The sequence below is a fragment of the Spiroplasma endosymbiont of Cantharis rufa genome (assembly GCF_964019665.1).
Classification (GTDB): Bacteria; Bacillota_I; Bacilli_A; order Mycoplasmatales; family Mycoplasmataceae; genus Spiroplasma_A.
Map to the genome: position 1 here is coordinate 869,569 of NZ_OZ026459.1, position 21,115 is coordinate 890,683.

General features: G+C 23.5%; 11 protein-coding genes and 2 pseudogenes. 4 read left to right on the forward strand and 9 right to left on the reverse strand.

Annotation, left to right across the window (positions count from 1 at the left end; translation table 4 throughout):
- Positions 1-714: 714 nt before the first annotated feature.
- The gene (locus AACL15_RS03785) at positions 715-2,541 is read right to left on the reverse strand and encodes a reverse transcriptase domain-containing protein (protein WP_339033597.1); all 1,827 of its coding nucleotides are present in this window, start codon (positions 2,539-2,541) and stop codon (positions 715-717) included.
- A gap of 524 nt (positions 2,542-3,065) precedes the next feature.
- Between AACL15_RS03785 and AACL15_RS03790 the strand changes: the two are divergent.
- Together AACL15_RS03790 and AACL15_RS05490 are read left to right on the forward strand one after the other, a co-directional pair.
- A pseudogene (locus AACL15_RS03790) lies at positions 3,066-4,417 on the forward strand (ISNCY family transposase).
- Between the two features lie 203 nt (positions 4,418-4,620).
- Positions 4,621-5,750 (forward strand): annotated as a pseudogene (locus AACL15_RS05490) (ISNCY family transposase); the annotation flags it as partial.
- Positions 5,751-6,066: 316 nt separating this feature from the next.
- Here AACL15_RS05490 and AACL15_RS03795 read toward each other — a convergent pair.
- The 3 genes from AACL15_RS03795 to AACL15_RS03805 form a co-directional block, all read right to left on the reverse strand.
- The gene (locus AACL15_RS03795; RefSeq protein ID WP_339033601.1) at positions 6,067-7,458 is read right to left on the reverse strand and encodes a glycoside hydrolase family 1 protein; all 1,392 of its coding nucleotides are present in this window, start codon (positions 7,456-7,458) and stop codon (positions 6,067-6,069) included.
- An 11-nt stretch (positions 7,459-7,469) separates the two neighbouring features.
- The gene (locus AACL15_RS03800; protein WP_339033603.1) at positions 7,470-9,854 is read right to left on the reverse strand and encodes a glucose PTS transporter subunit IIA; all 2,385 of its coding nucleotides are present in this window, start codon (positions 9,852-9,854) and stop codon (positions 7,470-7,472) included.
- A gap of 110 nt (positions 9,855-9,964) precedes the next feature.
- Positions 9,965-10,717: a hypothetical protein gene (locus tag AACL15_RS03805; RefSeq protein ID WP_339033605.1), complete on the reverse strand. Its 753-nt coding sequence runs from the start codon at positions 10,715-10,717 to the stop codon at positions 9,965-9,967.
- A gap of 905 nt (positions 10,718-11,622) precedes the next feature.
- Here AACL15_RS03805 and AACL15_RS03810 point away from each other — a divergent pair.
- Complete coding sequence (locus AACL15_RS03810) at positions 11,623-12,039, forward strand: hypothetical protein (protein WP_339033607.1); 417 nt, start codon at positions 11,623-11,625, stop codon at positions 12,037-12,039.
- A gap of 300 nt (positions 12,040-12,339) precedes the next feature.
- Here AACL15_RS03810 and AACL15_RS03815 read toward each other — a convergent pair whose 3' ends face one another.
- Both AACL15_RS03815 and AACL15_RS03820 read right to left on the reverse strand, forming a co-directional pair.
- A complete protein-coding gene (locus AACL15_RS03815; protein WP_339033609.1) occupies positions 12,340-13,341 on the reverse strand; it encodes a restriction endonuclease subunit S in 1,002 nt (333 codons plus the stop codon).
- Positions 13,328-15,193, reverse strand: coding sequence for an HsdM family class I SAM-dependent methyltransferase (locus AACL15_RS03820; protein WP_339033611.1), 1,866 nt, complete (start codon positions 15,191-15,193; stop codon positions 13,328-13,330). The genes AACL15_RS03815 and AACL15_RS03820 overlap by 14 nt, the downstream gene beginning before the upstream one ends.
- Positions 15,194-15,736: 543 nt before the next feature.
- Between AACL15_RS03820 and AACL15_RS03825 the strand changes: the two genes are divergently transcribed.
- A complete protein-coding gene (locus tag AACL15_RS03825) occupies positions 15,737-15,952 on the forward strand; it encodes a hypothetical protein (RefSeq protein WP_339033613.1) in 216 nt (71 codons plus the stop codon).
- A gap of 863 nt (positions 15,953-16,815) precedes the next feature.
- Here AACL15_RS03825 and AACL15_RS03830 read toward each other — a convergent pair.
- From AACL15_RS03830 to AACL15_RS03840, 3 genes are all read right to left on the reverse strand, one after another.
- Positions 16,816-19,851, reverse strand: coding sequence for a DEAD/DEAH box helicase family protein (locus tag AACL15_RS03830; RefSeq protein WP_339033615.1), 3,036 nt, complete (start codon positions 19,849-19,851; stop codon positions 16,816-16,818).
- A 94-nt stretch (positions 19,852-19,945) separates the two neighbouring features.
- Entirely contained in the window at positions 19,946-20,191 is a 246-nt protein-coding gene (locus AACL15_RS03835; protein ID WP_339033617.1) for a hypothetical protein, read from the reverse strand.
- Positions 20,192-20,243: 52 nt separating this feature from the next.
- Positions 20,244-21,098, reverse strand: a complete 855-nt coding sequence (locus AACL15_RS03840) for an ROK family protein (RefSeq protein WP_339033619.1) — start codon at positions 21,096-21,098, stop codon at positions 20,244-20,246.
- Positions 21,099-21,115: the final 17 nt, after the last annotated feature.

A 21,115-nucleotide genomic window follows, 5' to 3' on the forward strand; every position in this document is an offset into this window, starting at 1 on the left:
AACTTCATTTTTTATTTCTTCTATTTCATTTGAATTGATAAAGCCTGAAGATTTATTTAAATCACTAAAATTATTAATAATTTTATTATAATTTTCTATAACTTTTGTTATATCATTTCCTAGATTTTTAAAATTGCCTATAAGTGTATTATGTTTATTAATTCAAATAGAGATATATTGGGTTTTTTCATCAACTTCATTTAATTTTTGAAATAAATCAAAATATCTTTCTAATGTAGTTAAAACAGCAATTATAGTTGTTGGTGATACAGCAACTATTTTTCTACTAAAACAAAATTCTGAAAAATTTAGTTCTCCTATTTCTTTTAATTTCTGATTCTTACCAAATTTGAAACTATCATTATGCTTCTAATTCAAAAAGTTTCTTCTCTAATTCTTTATTTTTAAGTCTAACTTCATTGGTTTTACTACGCTTTTTTTTCTATTAAATACTTTAATATCAAATCACTCACAATATTTTTGGTATCTATCTAAAATACTGGAATTAGCTTTTATATTATATTTAATGCAATATTTTTTAATTTAATTCCATTAATATAATCATTAACCTCTTGAATTTTTAACTCCTTAGAATATTCATTTATATACAAATTTTCTTGGTCAAACAATTATAATTTTGTTCAGAATTATAAAACTAAAAATTGGGTGACCTAGGCATTTAGATTCACTGAATACCTTTAAAGATATAAATTCCTATTTTTTGTAATTTTTATTATGCTCTTTTAAAAATAAAATAATATCCCTTTCATTTTTAAATTCTTTTTTAAAAATATTATTTATTTGTTTAAGACTATTTTCACTATTAATTAAAAAAGAGTGATGAATCATGCCAGTTAGTTTTTTATAATCAAAATCATTTCTAAAAATTTGTTTAATTTTATTAAAATATGAGTTGGGTTTTTTTAAAATAATTTTATTGTTATTTTTAATAAATGTGGCGCCCATATATTTGAAATTACTTTTATTTATGTCTATACTTTTTTGCTTTACTTTATTTATTTCTAATTTTAATTTTTCAAATTTTGAACTAATAATTTCCAAAATTGATTTTTCATCTATTTCAATTTTTGATGAAATAAGTATATCATCTGCATACCTTGTATAAATTAATTCCTCTTTTTTACATTCTTTTAATATTTGCTCATCAAAATCAGTTAAATATAAATTTGATAAAAATGGTGAGCAAGAAAAACCTATTTTCAATCCTCCATTTTTAATACAAAAGTGTTTTACAATTTTCTTTATATCTTCAAATCAAAGAATTTTATTTAGTTTTTTTCATATAATTTTAGATAGAATATTAATATCAATACTATCAAAATACTTTTTAATATCAATAGTCAAAAAATATTCAGATCTACTATCTACATGTTTTTCTAACATTTGAATATAATTTTTATTTTCTCTATAAGAAAATAAGTTATCTATAAAAATAGATTTTTTATTAAAAAGATATTGGTAATTAAAAATAATTTCAAAAAAATTATGATATTCTTTATAATGTTTAAAGTCTTTTTTATATGTATATATTTGTCTAAACTTTAAATTCCTATGTATTCGAAATGAATATCAGAATTTTATCTTTTTTAGAATTAAATAGTTAAAATCTTTTAATTCTATTAAATCAGATATTTCATTTATTTGATTTTTAAAATTATTAATTTTCATTTTATAAAAATCCTTTTTTATAATTAAACTATTTTGTAATAAACTATCATAAACTGAATTTTCCAATTTTAATATATCATTATCAAACGATATTATTTCTAATAAATTTAGTATCTCTAATGTAAATTCTATATATTTATCTGGTTTGCATAATTTATTAACTATATTCAATTTTGTTTTAACTCTAAAATTAACTAAAAGGTCTTCAATTTGAACTTCCCTTTTATTCTTGTGCGTATGTCTTGAAGATAATCACTTTATAGTTTGAAGAGCTTCAAGATTAAACTCCTTTAAAATATCATTGCAAATAGTATTTTTTGAGATTTTTTTAGTATTGTAAGATGCTATTATACAAAGTAATATATTAAAAAACTGTCTATATGGGATCTCAACATTAATAACTTTATTTTCATTATCTATACTATACATTATATTATGACTATTAAAATTATGTTTTTCCTCTCTTTTTTTATCTTTAAAAAACATATATGTTAAATTATTATTTAATTTAATCGTTTTATTTATTTCTCTTATTCTATTAAATAAGTATCTATTATTATCATTTTTATGTAAAGCAGTTCAAAACAAAGTATTTTTTTTTGTCTCTTTAATATTATTTTTGATTTTTCTAAATTTATGTTTTATAACAAAATAAATATCCTCCATAACAAATTTTGAGAATTGTGATTCATTATTATAATCTTTATTTTTAATATAAATTATTTTTTTTTCATTTGAAGTTAGTCTTGCTAACATTTTTTCCATGCTAGTTGCATCAGTATCTTCGAAGCAAATAATTAGTCTTGCAATTTGAATCATAAGTGCTTCTTGATCTTCTAAATTAAATTCCAATTTCTCCTGGATTTTTTTTCAATTAATATTATCAGGGATTAAAAAAAATGAGCTTTTAAATTCAGGAAGTTCTCTTAATTTTTTTACTAAAAGATTTCTTTTATTATCAATTTTATATTTGCTCCAAAAAGCAAAATAGGTGAAAGCAAATCAATATTTCATTTTCTAAAAATATTAATCATACAGTTCACCCTTTTCTTCGTCTTACATAAAAATAAATCCTAACATTTGGTTCTTAGGAACTAAGAACCAAATTATCTAGAGATTTTAGATTTGTTGATGTATATCTATCAAATATAAAATTTCTAGACAATTAGGTGATTTTATTTTTAGCTTAAAAATATAATATTGTTCTTCCATCAATGGACAACTACTAAGACGACTTTTTTATTATATAATAAAAAATTATTTTTTTATAGTAAATTAAAAGATAATTCAATATTCTTTATGAATAATAAGCGATTATGTCCCTACATATTAACAAGCGGCTTTGTCCTCCTTTATAATCAATAAATGGAGGTTTTATGAAAGGACTACTATTAAATACCATGAAACAAGAGCAATTAAGATTAATTACGCAATTATCTTTAAGAAAAGAGTCTATTAAAAATACAGCCTATAAATTAGGTTATAGTGTTAGACACACAAGACGAAAATTTAAAGAATATCAAGAGATTGGAGCAAAAGCTTTTATTCATAAAAATACCTATAAAATACCTATAAATAAAATTCAACAGTTATTTAAAAATAAAATAATTGAATTATTTCAAACTAAATATTATGACTTTAGTATTAAACATTATTGAGAACTAAATTGAAAAGAGAAAATAAGTTACTCTGCAATTAGGCACATATTAATAGAAGAAAATATTTTAATTGATACTCTTAACAGAAAAACAAAAAAAGATATTCGTAAAAATTTAAAGGAAGCAAACCAAGAAAATTTAACACGCGAGTATCTTTCAAAATCAATTATAACAAGCAAACCCCATCCTACGCAAAAGAAAATTGTAAAATTTGGAGAAATCTACGAAACTGATGCTTCAAATCATCAATGGATTAAGAACTTAAAATGTCATTTGCATATTGTAATTGATAAAGCTAGTAAAAGAATTTTGGCAGGTTATTTCAGTGAGCAAAAAACTACTGAAAGTTATTATATTATCTATAAAAAAGCCTTTAAACATTACGGTTTACCAAAATTAAATGTCAGTGATAATCGAAATGTTTTTAGTAGTAAAAATAATCGTGATCATTTTGGTGATAGCGTTTCAAATGCACAATTACAATTTATTTTTCACTCTTTAGGAGTAAATACAAAAACAACGTCAATCCCTCAAGAAAAAGCATTAGATGAAAGAACTTTTGGAACATTACAAAGAAGATGACCTCAAATAATTAGACTCTTAGATTTAAAAAATATTGAGCAGTTAAAAAATTATTTACCCCATCTTATTCAAGAATACAATCAAGATTTTTCAATACATTTAGACCAATTAGAATCAGTAACTAGAAAATCTGATCAAGATGAAGATATTGTTTTCTCTTATCGAAGTGAAAGAATTATTGATAATGGTCATAGTATTAGTTTTAAAAAAACTAAGTGATTTATTTGTAAAGGCTTTACTCCATTTTACTTTAAACCAAGGTTAAAGTAATGGTTATGGAAACTATAAATAAAAAGTATTATGCACTAATTGGAAATGACATTTACAATCTTATTCAAGTTGAAGACGAACGTTTACATGGAAATGCTAAAACACTATCTAATTAAGAATTTGAAAGTACTAAAGTACCCAAAATCGACTCTCCTTGGAAAGCAACTAACTGATATTTTTTTGATAGAAAAAGAAAAAATACAGGATCTATTTATTAGATAAATCTTGTCTTTTGGGACATAATCGCTTATTATCTACACTAGTTTTAAAAAAAGATAGTTTATTAAATAAATTGGATATATATTTCTAATAAGCAAATATGTAGATAATAAGCGATTATGTATCTACATATTACCAAGCAACTTTGTCATCATTTATAATCAATAAATAGAGGTTTTATGAAAGACTACTATTAAATACCATGAAACAAGAACAACTAAAATTAATTAATGAATTATCTTTAAGAAAAGAATCAATTAAAAACAGCCTTTAAGCTAGGTTATAGTGTTAGACATACAAGACGAAAACTTAAAAAAAATATCAAGAAATTGGAGCAAAAGCTTTTATTCATAAAAATACCAATAAAATACCTATAAATAAAATTCAACAGTTATTTAAAGATGAAATAATTGAATTATTTCAAACTAAATATTATGACTTTAGTATTAAACATTATTGAGAACTAAATTGAAAAAGAAAAATAAGTTACTCTGTAATTAGACACATATTAATAGAAGAAAATATTTTAATTGATAATCTTAAATAAAAAAAAAAAAAAAATCATAATAATTTAAAGGTCCCAAACCAAGAAAATTTAACACGCAAGTATTTTTTAAATTCAATTATAACAATCAATCCCCCTCTCCTACACAAAAGAGAATTGTAAAATTTGGTGAAATCTACGAAGCTGATACTTCAAATCATCAATGAATTAAGAACTTAAAATGTGATTTGCATATTGTAATTGATAAATCTAGTAAAAAGATTTTTGCAGGTTATTTCAGTGAGCAAGAAACTACTGAAAGTTATTACAATATCTATAAAAATGCCTTCAAACATTTTGGTTTACCAAAACTAAATGTTAGTGATAATCGAAATATTTTTAGTAGTAAAATAATTGTGACCATTTTGGCGATAGTGTCTCAAATACACAATTACAGTTTATTTTTCACTTTTTAGGAGTAAATACCAAAATAAAGTCAATACATCAATAAAAAGCATTAGTTGAAAGAACTTTTGAAACATTACAAAGAAGATGGCCTCAAATAATTAGACTCTTAGATTTAAAAAATATTGAGAAGTTAAATAATTATTTACCCCATCTTATTCAAGAATACAATCAAGATTTTTCAATATCTTTAACCAATTAGAATCAGTAACTAGAAAATTTGATCAAGATGAAGATATTGCTTCACTTATAAAATTGAAAGAATTATTGATAATGGTCGTAGTATTATTTTTTTAAAAAATAGGAGTTTTATATGTAAAGGCTTTACTAAAACCTACTTTAAACCAAAATCAAAAATAGTAATTATGGAAACAAGATATAAAGTAAATATACTCTAATTTGAAAAGAACTTAATATTATATCTTAGGAACTATGATTTAAAAATATTTGAATACAAAGAATTTGAAGCTATTAAAATATCCAAAATTGACTTTACATGAGAAGTTTCTATACATTTTTTAAATAAAAAAGGCAAGATAAACTATAAGTTAAATCTTGCATTTTCGGAGATAAGTACTTATTATCATAATACTTATTTTAAATGATCTAAGTATTACGTTTGAAATATTTACAAAAAATTTTATTTATTTGCAAATTATAATTAATCCAAAAGAAAAAGATATTAATTTAAATATTAAATTATAACTTTTCACCATTACTCCTAATTAATTGTTCATATCAATATGAACTTTTTTTTCTAATTCTTTTAGCTTCTTTAATATTTTTTTCATCACGATCAATATAAATTAGACCATATCTTTTTGAAATTCCTTCATGAACTGAAACTAAATCAAATGCACTCCAACAATTATAACCAAATATTTGAGATCCTTCATTAACTGCTTCTTTAATAGCTTCAATGTGAGACTTTAAATAAGCAATTCGATAATCATCAATAATTTTTTCATTTTCCAATTTATCATATGCTCCAATCCCATTTTCAGTAATAATTACTGGTAAATTATATCTTTCTTGTAATTCTAGTAAAGTAACTTTTAATCCTTTTGGATCAATTTCTCAACCAAATTGAGTTTTATTTAAATTTTTATTTGATACTGTTTCTCCAAATCCAGGAAAACCAAAAATACGTTCTTGAATAGGTAATTTATAATTGGCAATTTTTTCATTCATTTTTACTGTTGTTGTTGTGTAATAATTAAAAGCAATAAAATCTGGATTAGCTTTTTGAATTATTTCCATATCCCCAGCTTTAATTTCAAACATGGCATTTTGTTCTTCTAAAAGTGCTAATAAAATTCGATTATAATATCCTTTAACAATAATATCAAGATAAAATCAATTTTTTAGAACACCAATATTTTTTGAAGCAATAACATCTTCTGGCTTACAACTTGCAGGATAAATTGATGAAATATTTGGAGCTGTTCCAATTTTAACTTTATTAGTAAACCTTTTATGACATTCTTGCATAACAAGTGCTTGTGCCACTGTTATATTATGATTCATTTGAAAGACATGTTGTAGTACATTACAATTTTCTGGTCTCTTAATCCCTACAATTGGGCCTTGAAGTAATAAAACATTTTGTTCATTAATTGTAATTCAGTATTTAATACGATCACCAAAATTATCAAATAAAATATTTGCGTAATTAACATAAGCATTAATTACTTTTCGATTTGCTCATCCCCCAATTTTTTCAAGTTCATTTGGCATATCAAAGTGAAACATTGTTACTATTGGTTCAATTTTATTTTTTAATAACTCATTAATTAGATTACTGTAAAATTCAATTCCCTTTTGGTTGACTTTACCAATACCATTAGGAATTATTCTTGTTCATGAAATTGAAAAACGATAAGATTTAAAACCCATTTCACGCATTAAAGCAACGTCTTCTTTTCAATGATTATAATGGTCTGAAGCAATTTTAAAATCTGATGTCTCTTTATTTATGATTTCCTTCTCGTCTTGAATTGAAGGGCCTTTACCATCACTATTATATCCACCTTCAAATTGATAGGCACTTGTTGATGCTCCTCATAAAAAACTCTTACTTATTTTTTTCATTTTTTCTCCTTTTATTTTTTAAATATGTACATTACTTTACTTTTAAAATTTAAATTAATAACTTTTAAATGACTTTCCCTTAATTCTAAATTATTGTAAATAGAAAATAATGAATTTAAACTATTTACATAATCATTTTTTAAAAGAGCAATATCAGTGTTTTTAGTCACTTTAGAAACTTCTAATAAATAGTTATCAATTTTTTTATTTAGTTTTTTATTCAAATTATTAATCTTAATCTCTTGCTCTTTTAAGTTAACTTTAAGCTCATTTAATTTAATTTCATAATTTCTATTTTTATTATTTTCATTATCCTCTATTTTTTGTCTTAATTTGAGCTGTTCTAAACTTAGCTTTTCATATTCAAAATATTCTTTTTTATTATTAATAAGATCATCTATAATAGTTTTTTCTGCTTCACTTAACAATGAATTATATTCTTTTTTAGAAACTATATTATTTATAACAAAGTATTTTTTAATTGATTTATTTAGTTCTCTTATTTGCTTCAATTCAGTTTTTCTTTCACTAAAAAATGCTAAAGTTAACAGACAAGCAATGACAATTGCTACAATCAAAACAAGTAAATAAAGAACCATTTCTCAAATACCATCTGTAAATCACATTATTTGTAAAAAACCACCACCACCAATTACATCTGCATCTAATTTTAAAATTCCCGATAACATTCCACCAAAGAAAGCAGCAACTGAACCACAAACAAATGGTCTTATTTTTGGTAAATTAACTCCATAAATTGTTGGTTCACTAATACCAAAAATTATTGAAGGCATTGCCCCTGCTGCAGCTTGTTTTAATTTTTGATCTCGAGTTCTTAAAAATACCCCAATACAGGCACCAAATTGAGCCAAAATAGCAATTCCAAAACCAGCAGCTAACATTGATGAACCTTGATTTGCCATTATTGGAAATTTAACAGCATTGGCAACAGCAATATGAACTCCTGTTAATACCAAAACTTGTCATAAGCCACAAAATATAGCAACTCCCAAACCAATTGGTAACTCACCTATAGCAATAACACTTTGACCAAGTAGTTGTTCAATTATACCTGTAATTGGACCAATCACAAATAGCGTTGCTACAAAACTTGTAGCAAAGACAATGGCTGGTCTAAAGACAATATCAACTGCACCAGGCATTCACTTTTTAACAAATTTATCAACATAAAATAAGAAAATTCCTCCAGTTATTAAAGGAATAATACTAGATTCATAACCTTTAATATAAATTTTATTACCAAATAATTTAAATAGATAATACCCTTTACCATCATGTTGTCAATTTAAAGCCCCTTCACCAAAACCAGGACCTAAGAAATGTCTTGTAGTTAAAGCAACTCCTAAATAGATTCCCATTATGGGATCTCCTCCAAGGTACTTAACAGTATTGTAACAAAACACAACTCCAATCATTTCCAAACCAACTTTAGAACCTATAAATAAAAACATTGAAAATAAGTCTAATTGTGTCTCTGGTAATTCAGCACTTGGAATTTGAACTCAACCTATTTGAGCAAATAATGCTTGAATTCCTGCAATTATTCCTGTTGCCATTAAAACAGGTAAAGCTGGTATCATGACATTTGAAATAAATTGAGTTATTTTTTTACCAAAAGGCTTTTTTTCAGTTTTAATATCTTTTGATTTTAAAATGAAATCAAATTGATCTTTTGCTTTGTAAGCATCACCACCAATAATAATTTGAAGCTCATCACCATTTCAATTTATTCCTTTAATCTTAGCAACTTTTTTAAGTTCCTTTTCATTAACTAATTTTTTATCATTAATTTTTATTCTTAATCTTGTCATGCAATTATAATAGGAATTAAAATTATCTTTTCCCCCAATATTTATTAAAATATCATTACTAATATCTTTTCATGGATTGGTCTTTTCTTTATTTATTATGTCTTTTGTAACTTCTAAGTAACCAATTAATTCTCCTTGTTTAACTTGTACTTTTGATATTTTTAAATTTAATATTGATTCACCCTTTTGTGAATCAATTACTACTATAATTGCTTTGTTTAACTGCTTTTTTTCTAAAACTGTAAAGTCTACAGATGATAAGATATCATTTTTTTTAACTTTTTGGTTTAACTTCACTAATGTTTTAAACCCTTCACCATTTAAAGTTACTGTGTCAATTCCCATATGAATTAATAGTCTTGAGTCTTCATTTTCAACATAAATAGCATGTTGTGTTTCAAAAATCAAACTAACTTTTGCCTTTTCAAGTGGTGAACAAATAATATTATTTGTAGGTTCAATAAAAAAACCATCACCCAAAGCTTTTTGTGAAAATACACCATCATTTAACTGTTCGATTGGATATATTATCCCATCACAAGGTGCATATAAATTAATTCTCATATCCTTTTTTTCCTTCTCCTTCATTAACTATTTAATAGTTAAATATAATAATTGCAATAAAAAAAATACTACTTTAAATGAATGCAAAATCATTGAAGTAGTTTAAAATACTAAATATTTATTAAAATAAAATTTAATAAATAATAAATATAAGAAGAACGAGCAGTTTCATAGATTTCATGCTTTTCAATATTTTGAATGACTATTAAAGAATCTGGTTGTTTAAATTTATATGCTTGACTATTAGAAACAACAACAATTCTTTTACAATTCTTTTCAAATAATCTTTCATAGTAATTTACTAAACTATTATTATCTAATCCAGATACTAAAAAAAATGCGACGTCATCTTCTTTTAAGTCATTAACATAATATCCATTAGTTTTTCGATATCTAGAAAAATGCACATTCTTACCTTGTATTTGCATAATATTAAATAAAGATTCAGCATTATTAATCTGATCATAACTACTTAAAATAAATATTCTTTTAGCACCTTTAAGTAAATTAATAGTTTTTGTTATTTCTAAATTTTGAGCATCAATTGAGCTTAAAGTTTTTTCAAACTCCAAACGATAATTTACAATTGAGTTATCCTCCAATTTAATTGGACTATCCATATTATATATATCTCGCTCTAATTTTAAACGCGATATTAATTCACGATATCCTGAATAATTCATTTTTTTAGCAAAATATGTAATTAATGATTCTGAAACAAAGCATTTATTTGCAAGTTCTTTTTGACTTAAAAAAATATAATTATCATACCCTTTAATAATTTCTTTTGAAATCACTTTCGATGAATCATTAATATTTGATTGACTTATTTTAATTAATTGTTCTCTAATACTTTTTATCATTCTTTACCCCTTTATAATCTTAAATATATTATAAGCTTTCAATAGATTTAATTGTTTCAAATTACCAAAATAAAATTTTACTTTTCTTATGAGTAATAAGTGATTATGTCTCCACATATTAACAAGCGACTTTATCCTCCTTTATAAAAAATAAATGGAAGTTTTATGAAAATACTACTATTAAATACCATGAAACAAGAACAATTAAGATTAATTAAGGAATTATTTATAAGAAAATTGTTTTTTAAAAATACAGTCTTTAAATTAGTTTAAAGTGTTAGACACACAAGAAGAAAACTTAAAGAGTATCAAGAGATTGGAACAAAAGTTTTTATTCATAAAAATACGAATAAAATACCTGTAAATAAAATTCAACAAATATTTAAAGATGAAATAATTGAGTTATTTCAAACAAAATATTATGACTTTAGTATTAAACATTATTGAAAACTAAATTAAAAAAAGAGAATAAGTTACTCTGAATTAGGCACATATTAATAGAAGAAAATACTTTAATTGAGACTCTTAACAGAAAAACAAAAAAGATATTCATAAAAATTTAAAGGCCTCAAACCAAGAAAATTTAACAAGCGAGTATTTTTCAAATTCAATTATAGCATGCAAACCCCATGCTACGCAAAAGAAAATTGTAAAATTTGGAGATATATATGAAACTGATGTTTCAAATCATCAGTGAATTAAAAACTTAAAATGTCATTTACATATTGTAATTGATAAAGCTAGTAAAGGGATTTTAGCAGATTATTTCAGTGAGCAAGAAACTACTGAAAGTTATTATAATATCTATAAAAATGCCTTCAAACATTATGGTTTACCAAAACTAAATGTTAGTGATAATCGAAATATTTTTAGTAGTAAAAATAATCGTGACCATTTTGGTGATAGTGTCTCAAATAAACAATTGCAGTTTATTTTTTCACTCTTTAGGAGTAAATACAAAAACAACGTCAATACCTCAAGAAAAAGCATTAGTTGAAAGGACTTTTGGAACATTACAAAGAAGATGGCCTCAAATAATTAGACTCTTAGATTTAAAAAATATTGAGCAGTTAAATAATTATTTACCCCATCTTATTCAAGAGTACAATCAAGATTTTTCAATACCTTTAGACCAATTAGAATCAGTAACTAGAAAATTTGATCAAGATGAAGATATTGTTTTCTCTTATCGAAGTGAAAGAATTATTTATAATGGTCATAGTATTAATTTTAAAAAAGATAAGTGATTTATATGAAAGGGCTTTACTCCAATTTACTTTAAACAAAATTTAAAAGTAATGGTTATAGAAATTTATAAATAAAAAATATTAAGCATTAATAAGAAATTACAATCTCATTCAAGTGAAATATGAAAAATCTATCTAATGAGGAATTTGAAAATACTAAAATACCAAAAATTAATTCTCCTTGTAAAGCAACTAAATACAAAAATAAAAGATAATATTAAATCTGAATAAATATATAAAACTTATGTTTTCAAGCAATCAATGAATTAAGAATTAAAAGTGGCACTTTCATATTTTAATTAATAAAGTTAGTACAACAATTGTTATTGGGTAATTCAACAAATAAGAAAATACTGAAACTTATTATAGTATTTATTAAAGAAAATTAGTCAATTCTTTAAAATTTTTCACAAAATTATCAATTAAAATAAAATCAGGTTCCTCATTATATGTTATTGGTAATTTAAATTTTACCTGTTTAATTCTGTCAGCAGTTATTTTTCTTCCATAATTAAATTTAATTTTAGATTTTTCAATCATATATTTAAAAAAAAGTCCCTCTGCTAATAAAAGTTTTTTATATTTACATTGTAATACAAGCACATCTGATGTTTTAACAAAAGGATTATCCTGATAAAAAACTTGCCCAACATTTCCATTTTTTGCTAATGACAAATAACCCGATTCATAAATTGTTGCCATTGTAGAATCTATATCAATTTTATATTTTATGCCATTATTTTTTTCTGTTGTGCTAACAAATGATACATTTCCTTTTTCTAAATTTTTTGCAATTTCTTCTGATATATTTTTACCATTTTTTATATTAAAAATATCTAATAAATTAAACATTTTCCATTTAACTGGTTTTAGCATTGAATTTACATATCTATCAAAAGTTTCAATGTTAGTAAATGAATGCTTAATGTTTAATAAATCTATAATTTCCAAATTATTGATATATTTTGGTAAAGAATTCATATCAGGTACATTTAATGATGCAAAAGTTGTATTAGCTTCTCTTCCAAATGCAGAATATTTAAAACTATTTTTTCTAATTATTAAGCAATAATAAAGTAACATTTGAGTACTCATTGATTGCTTTGGAGTTAATATAAATATATTTTGACCACTATAATATTCATACGGTTGTAAATATGCTGTCAATCTGCCATTTCCCCCTAATGGAACAGATATTGAAAATTTTTTATTAGGTATTATAGATATACTTTTTTCTACTATATCTTTTACACCATTTTTTCCTGTTTTTCTTGATACATATAAAATAGGTTTATTTGTTGTTTCTATAGTACTAATATAATCTATATTAGTACCTACAGAAATATTAAAAATTTCTGTAATTTTAGTTATCTTCATCTTCATTGTCCCCAATTTCTTCTGAAAAAATATTTTTATATATTATAAATTCTTGAACAATATTTTTAAATTCTGAGTATTCTATACTATCATAATCAGGTTCAAGATATGCTTCTACACATCATTCGTCCTTATAATCTACAGCTCTTTTTAAAGAAATCCCTTTTACTTCTTGTTGATTTTTATACATTGATATCCATTCTTTTTTTCTCTCGTTTTTTCAAGTGTGCTTTCTATCTGTTCGTCCTGACCCTCTTGTTATAACAAAACCATCATCTTTTCAATTAGCAAATCAAGTTTTTTTATCAACATCATGTGGAACATGTGCTCTAAATACCATTATACAAGTTACTACACCAACTGGATAAAATAAATTTTCAGGCATGCTCATAGAAGCTAACAAAGTATGTTTTTCCATGATTTTTCTTCTTTTATTTATTTCATTATTATTTAATGAAGAAGCAGTATTAATAGGTACAATGCATATACCAATACCATTTTTATTAATAATATTTAGCATATTATATGTAAAATCCAATTCATGCTGTTTTTCACTATCTTGGCTATATGGAGGATTTATAAATCCTTTTGAAGGCTTATGTTTGCTAATAATTTCCTCTTTTAATATTGGATCAAAACAATTTTTTAAATATAAATTAGCTTTTCCATCTCCACGAATAATCATATTAGAAGCAGCCAAAGTAAACATTTTAGGCTCTACTTCTATACCAATTAATTGGTTTTGCTTTATTTCATTTTTTTTTGATTGTGAACTAGTTTTTGCAATCATATTGTTCATAGCAGCAATAAGAAATCCTCCTGTTCCACAACAAGGATCAATTACAATATCTTCTATTGTTAATTCAGCTAATTCAGCAAATAATTCAGTTATATGGTTAGGTGTTAAAACAATTCCCAGTCCTTTTTTATTGCCATCAGTATATTTCAAAAACTCCTTATAAAATTCCCCTATATAATCAAATGATGAATTATTTTTAATATATGGTAAAATATTTTTTTCTACATTAAGAATTACATTCATAAAATTTGTCTCGTCAGAATCTATAGACACCAATAATGGTAATGAATCAAGTTCTTTAAACTTTTTTATACAAATATCTTGCTTTTCTTTTGGAAAATCTACAATAGATGAAAATTTATTTTCAATAGTTGTAATCATACTATTAAAAATGCTTTTTGCATTTTTTTCATATTTATATGAATCTCTAAAAGTTTGTTCTGATAAAGAAAGCAAAATAGCTGAAATAATAACCGGTTTTAATTCATCTGTTATATTTATTTTTGTTCTTAATAATTTATGAATATCCTTAGTATTTTTTGTTAGTAATTTATAATCTAATGAGTTTTTAAGTGTTGACTTATCAACAAAAATTTCAAAATCTTGAAAAGAAATAAAATCAATTAATTTTAAAGCTTCATTAATTCCTAAACTCTTTTTATCATTTGGATAAAAATAAAATGATGATCTAAATTCATTAATATTTTGACCACTACATCCAATAGCAATAACATCATATTCCTTTGATAAATGTTTTGCATATGATAACACCCCATCAACAGCAAAATCCTTTGGTTTATTAAATTGCTCTGATACATGTTGTGAAACTAAGGGTTTACATTCAATTACTATTAATAACTTTGAACCTGGCTTTGTTATTATGAACTCAGGAAAACCCTTATTTCCACTACCAGATTTACTAGCATTTAATAAAATACTATTTATTATTGGGTTTTTACTTTGTTGTTCTTCAACCACAATATTATTATCATAATAACCATATTCCATTAGTTTTTTTCTAACTAATCCCTCAGTTATTCTTTCATTTGCCATATAGTTTCTCCTTTTTATACTTTTATATTTTAACAAAAATTAAATATTTATTTTATTATATTTTAATTTCCTTTCTTTTACAATTTTACTGTTCTTTTTTTCTGACACCTATTGTAAATAAATAATATATGATAATGTCTCAATATTTATATAAATATTGATATCCTCCAATTACAATTAAGTATTGAAGGCAAAAATTAAGAGATTAAAAGGAAATTACAATATATAGAGAATTTAAAGTATAAAGTAATTAAAAAATAGAGTAGAGCAAATTCTTAACTGCACACTAATAACAATTAATAGAAATATTAAAAGATTATTAAATGAAGACATATCTGCATTTATACATAAAAACTGAGGTAGATTATCAAATAGACTACACACTATGAAATTGAACAAAAAATATTAAATTTAAGAAGAGAAAAATATCATGACTACAATCTAGTTTACTTCAAGGAAGTTTTAGAAGAATAGAAATATCTAAAAGTTAATTACACTTACTTAAAAGATTTATTATTTAAAAATAAGGTTTAATCCCCTTATATGCAAAATTCAACTAGAAAAGAATTAATTAGAAAATTAAGACATAAATCTTTAAAGAATAAATTGACAAATAAAGAGAAGGAGAAGGAGATTTTTAAAGATAAGATTATTAGTTTAGAAGAATATAGCCCAATGCAAAATAGAAAAGAATATTTTGGAGAAAGAGTTCAAACAGACGGATGTAATCATAATTGAACAACCAATGAAAAATGATAACTAAATGCCTTTACTGATGATTTAACAGGAAAAATATTAGCAGGCTATTTTGATTATTAAAAAACATTATTTGGATATTATACAACAAAACAAATGTTCTTAAATTATGGCACTCCTGAAGAAATACTTACAGATAAATGAACAGTATTTCATTATAAGGAAAAATAAAAAAAGAGTCTACTGAAACAGATTCTAATATACAGTATGCCTTTACGTATCCGCAACTTAGAATTAAACTTACAACTACCAGCTACGTGCAAACCAAAGGCAAGATTGAACGTCTTAGGTTCTTTTCAATAACGACTTCCCCAAGAACTAAGACAGTTCAATATTAAAACTATTGAGCAGGCCAATGATTACTTAATTAATGTTTTTATACCTAATTTTAATCAAAAGTTTTCTACTATGGATAATAACAAAAATAAAATGAAAATTTGAAATAAAAATACATATATTAACTTTGCTTTAGTTAGAAGAGAAAAAGACAAATTAATAAAGGTGGAATAATTAAATATAAAACAAAAACATATTCAACATATAATGGATATGATATAACAACTTTTGTTAGTAAAACAAAATTACTAATAACTGAAACATAGGATAATAAACTATATGCAAATTATACGGATAAGTTCTATAGATTAGTGGAAGTATAAATTGAAAATACACCAGTCGATCAGGTTAATAAAGTTCAAAAAATATAGTATAAAATTAAAAAGCTTAATGTATCTTCTAGTCATTTTAAATATGCAAACTACATTTACTTTTCTAAAACATGAAATGAACAATATAACAACCGTAGATTTACAATTTAATAAATCTACGATTTTGAGATATTTTCATTTTTTATTGACATAGATATCTTAATTTATTTTAAAAATAAATTTTGGTTTAATTACTTGAATACTATCATGAATTAACTCTGTTTTAACTCTACCTTCAATAGAACTTACATAACCTAAAAATTCCTTAGCCTTAGGTCCTTTTTCTTCAATTAGTTTTAAATATGAATAAAAAACATAAGTTTTATAGTCATTTAGATTAATTAAACTCTCCTGAGGACCTTGAATTTTATCTAATGGAAATTTTCATTCATTAGGACTATCTCAATAAAATAAATTTTTATTTTCATCATAACTATTCCCATGTCCGTGAATTGATGAAAACTTAACAGAAGAAGCATCAATTGCCAATAGTTTATCCTCTTCATTTCTTATTATTCCACCTTGTCCTTTACCTTTAAAATTAGTGTCTCTTAAATTTATAGAACAGAGTGCTAAGAAATGATTATGATTTAAATGTAAGCCCTTAAAACTAGTTATTTCTTCACTTAAAACTGAGCTCATTAATTTCTCATTATTTAACTTATATTTTAATAAAAATAATAATTCTTTTATTATAAAAGCATTTTCACTTTCAAATATCATGTTAAAAGCTAAATTCAAATCGTAATAAAATGGATCTGTTTTTTTAGGAGCATAGTAAAATGAAGCTAAAACTAACTTCATTACCAACTTATTGTTAGAAGCCCTTTTGTTTTCTAATAATTGATAAATTTCTTTAAGTAAATTTTCATTATTAAATAAAATAAATTGTCGTATAATTGTATTATTTTTTGAATTTAAATTTTCCTTAAAAAACGATTTTTTTGAATTATAAAAATCATAAATGCTAATATTTTTATCTCTAAAAAAGGACTCATAATCCTCAAATTCATAGGTTCTATACTCATCAATTATTGATGAGTATAGATTACTTTTTTCATAAACTTTAAGTTTTTCAAGAAAATCTTCTTTGACTATTTTTGAAAGAATGAATTGCGATTCTCCTGGTAAATATTCATTTAATTGATCTATTTTATTGTCAAAATCTCTAATTTGTAAATTATTGGTTAAAGCATTAATTGCCATTAAAGGATTAAAATTTTTATTAACTTTAATATCAACATTATTTACAAAATCATAAATCTGAAGTCTTTTGTCAGTAAATTTTCTTAATCCTCTTCCCAATTGCTGTAGATATAATAATAAAGAAGCAGTTGGTCTTAAAAACATAATTGAGTCAATCTCAGGAAGATCAACACCCTCATTTAATATATCTCTAACACAAAGAAAATTAATTTCTCCATTTCTAAAATCAGATAGTATATCTTTTCTCTCTTGCTTTGTAATACTTTCTGAAATTAAATATTTACTTTTTAATCCCTTTTCTTTTAAATAATTTGAAAGACTAATTGCATGTTCTGCTGAATGACAAAATAATATAGCTTTCACATTTTTTATGTTACTTCCAATATATTTTTCTATATTTTCATAAATAAACTCATGTCTTTGTTTTAAGTTTAAAATTTTATTAACATCTTTTGTTTTTTGAAGATCAATATCTGCAAAATCTACTGATTTATCTTTAATAAAATAGTAATCAAAATCACATAAAAGCTCTTTTTGAATTGCTTCAAATAGTCTCAAATTTGCAGCATAGTCATCACCAAAATATTTATTAACATTAATATTATCAGTTCTTTCTGGAGTTGCTGTCAACCCAAACATTTGCTTTGAATTAGGTTCTAAAATTGAATATATTTCTTTAAATGTATTTGCTTCTACGTGATGGGCTTCATCAAACACAACAATATCAAATTTTTTTTCAATTAACTCTTCTTTTCTTCTAATAAGAGTTTCAATATTTGAAAAAATTCATTTCTCATTTTTTAAATTAGCTTGATTATTCCTGCTATCATAGAATTCTAAACCAAAATTATATATATCTAAATAACTTCTAAAATCCTCAGCAGTTTGATCAAGTATTTCTTTTGATGGAGCAATATACAAAATACTTGGCTCTTCAATTTTTCACAAATTTGCTAGTGCTTCATAAATAAATAACATCGTTTTGGTTTTACCAGTTCCAGTAGCCATAACAAGTAAGTGCTTATTTTTATTTTGTTTAATTCTAAATAACACATTATCTATAATTTCTTTTTGATATTCATAAGGTTTAATATCATTTCTACTATATTTTAATCTATTAAATTGGTCTGCAATATTATCTTGAATTTCTTTTGTTGCTTTTCTTAACTCTTCATTTGCTCCATTTTGTAATTCTTGTCTTAATATTATTGATTGAATTTTATCTTTGTCTTTTATATCAACATACTCAACATTGTTAAACATCTTATTAAATTCTTCTCTAAATTCCTTTATTATATTAGAATCTTTAAATTCACTTATTCTAATATTTTGCTCTTTTCCAGTTATTAATCCAGTTTTTGTAAAATTACTACTTCCAATATATAAACTACTAAAGCCATTATTTCTATTAAATAAATATGATTTAATATGTAATCTATTTTGATTTGCCTCAAATAAGTTTTCGATTTTTATATTTACTTTATTTGAAAAACTTTCTGCAAATTTAATAAGTTCTTTTAAAGCTAAAAATTTAGAAGTTCCATCATACGTTGTAGTAATAATTTCTAAAGATTTTATCTCTTCATTATTTTCTAAAAGCTCATTTAGCTTATTAACCATTTGATTGGAAATAAATGGTGTGATCATTTGAATATTTTCAGAAGTTTGAAATTCCTTATTTAAATTATTTCATAAGTTTTTCTTAATGAACTTATTACTACTTATATTTTCTAAATCATTTGATTTCATTTCTTTTTTAATTGCCTTTAAAAAAGTTCACTTATTTTCTTTTGAAATATCATTAAAAAAATTAATTTTTTCATCCAAAGTTTCCATTTTTGAAATAGTTTCTTTAATATACTTTGAAAATTGATTAACTAATCAATCATCTTCTACGTAATTTAGCTCTTCTATTTCATTTTCTTCAAAAAAATTTGTATCATTTTCTCTAATTAGTAAGTCATATATTCCCTTTTCAAATTTATTCATAAAATACCTCTTAAATCAGTTTAACAGGAATAACTAATTAAATAAATATTTTTTAATGGATATTTATAATAAAAGTGCAGATAAATCTACACTTTTAAATCCCTTGATTATTTTCCTTAATTTCTCTTTTTATAGCTAAATTATTTAATAAATCTTGTTTATTTTTTTTGCTAATTTTTCAAGTTTCATAATGACAGTATGCAATTACAAACCCTAAAAATCCTAAACCAATAGTTGCTAATAAAAGTCCTCAAATATTTCCACTTTTTGCTCTTTTACAACCAATAATTGTAAAAATTAATATCCAAGCCAAAATTAAAATTGTTCCTAAAAATATCATATGTTTTCTCCTTAAATTACTTAAAGAGTTTATAATAAAAAAACAAATTTATCTACATTTGACAACATCCTAATAAAGTTGAATCATCTAAATCTAAAGCAAATTCAAATCTTGTTTGATAGCCAATATCTGCTGTAATTTCAATTACTTTTTTAAATATTGATTCAAAAAAGTCTTGATTAAACATTGCCACACTTCCTCCAAATACTATTATTTCTGGATTAAAAAAGTAAATAGCAGTAGATATTAAACTTATTAATTTTTCTTCAATCATTGAAAAAAAATCATTGACAATTTGATTATCACCTTTTTTATATAAGTCAAAAGCCTCTTTTGATGAATTAGCTTCTACTCCTAATTTGGCTAATTGTAGGCAGATATTTTTACCACTTGCTAAAAATTCAATTCCACTTCTATTTGAATTTTCACTATTATACATTGGTAAAGCATTCGCTATCTCTAAAGCAGCACCACTAAAACCTTCAAATATTTCTCCTTGATTAATAAAACCAGCACCTATTCCAGTTGAAAAGGTAAAGTATAAAAGTGAGTGTAAATTCTTTCTTATGCTAAATTGACCTAAAGCAGCTACATTACCATCATTGTTTATTTTGACATTTTCAATTTCAAATAGTTCTTTAAATTCTTGTAAAATACATTTATTATTTCAATCAGGTAAATTATAAGTAACTAAAATTGTTCCTCTTTTTAAGTTTAAAGGCCCAGGACAACAAATACCAATAAAATCAATTGGTTCATTTCAACTTTCAACTGTTGCTTTAATTTCATCTAAGTTTTTTTTCATGTTATTGCCATCTGTATCAATAACTTCCTTTTTTATTATTTGATTATTTTCAATTAAAGCAAACCTAATCGATGTTCCACCAATATCTACTGCTAACTTCATACTTTCTTACCTTTTTC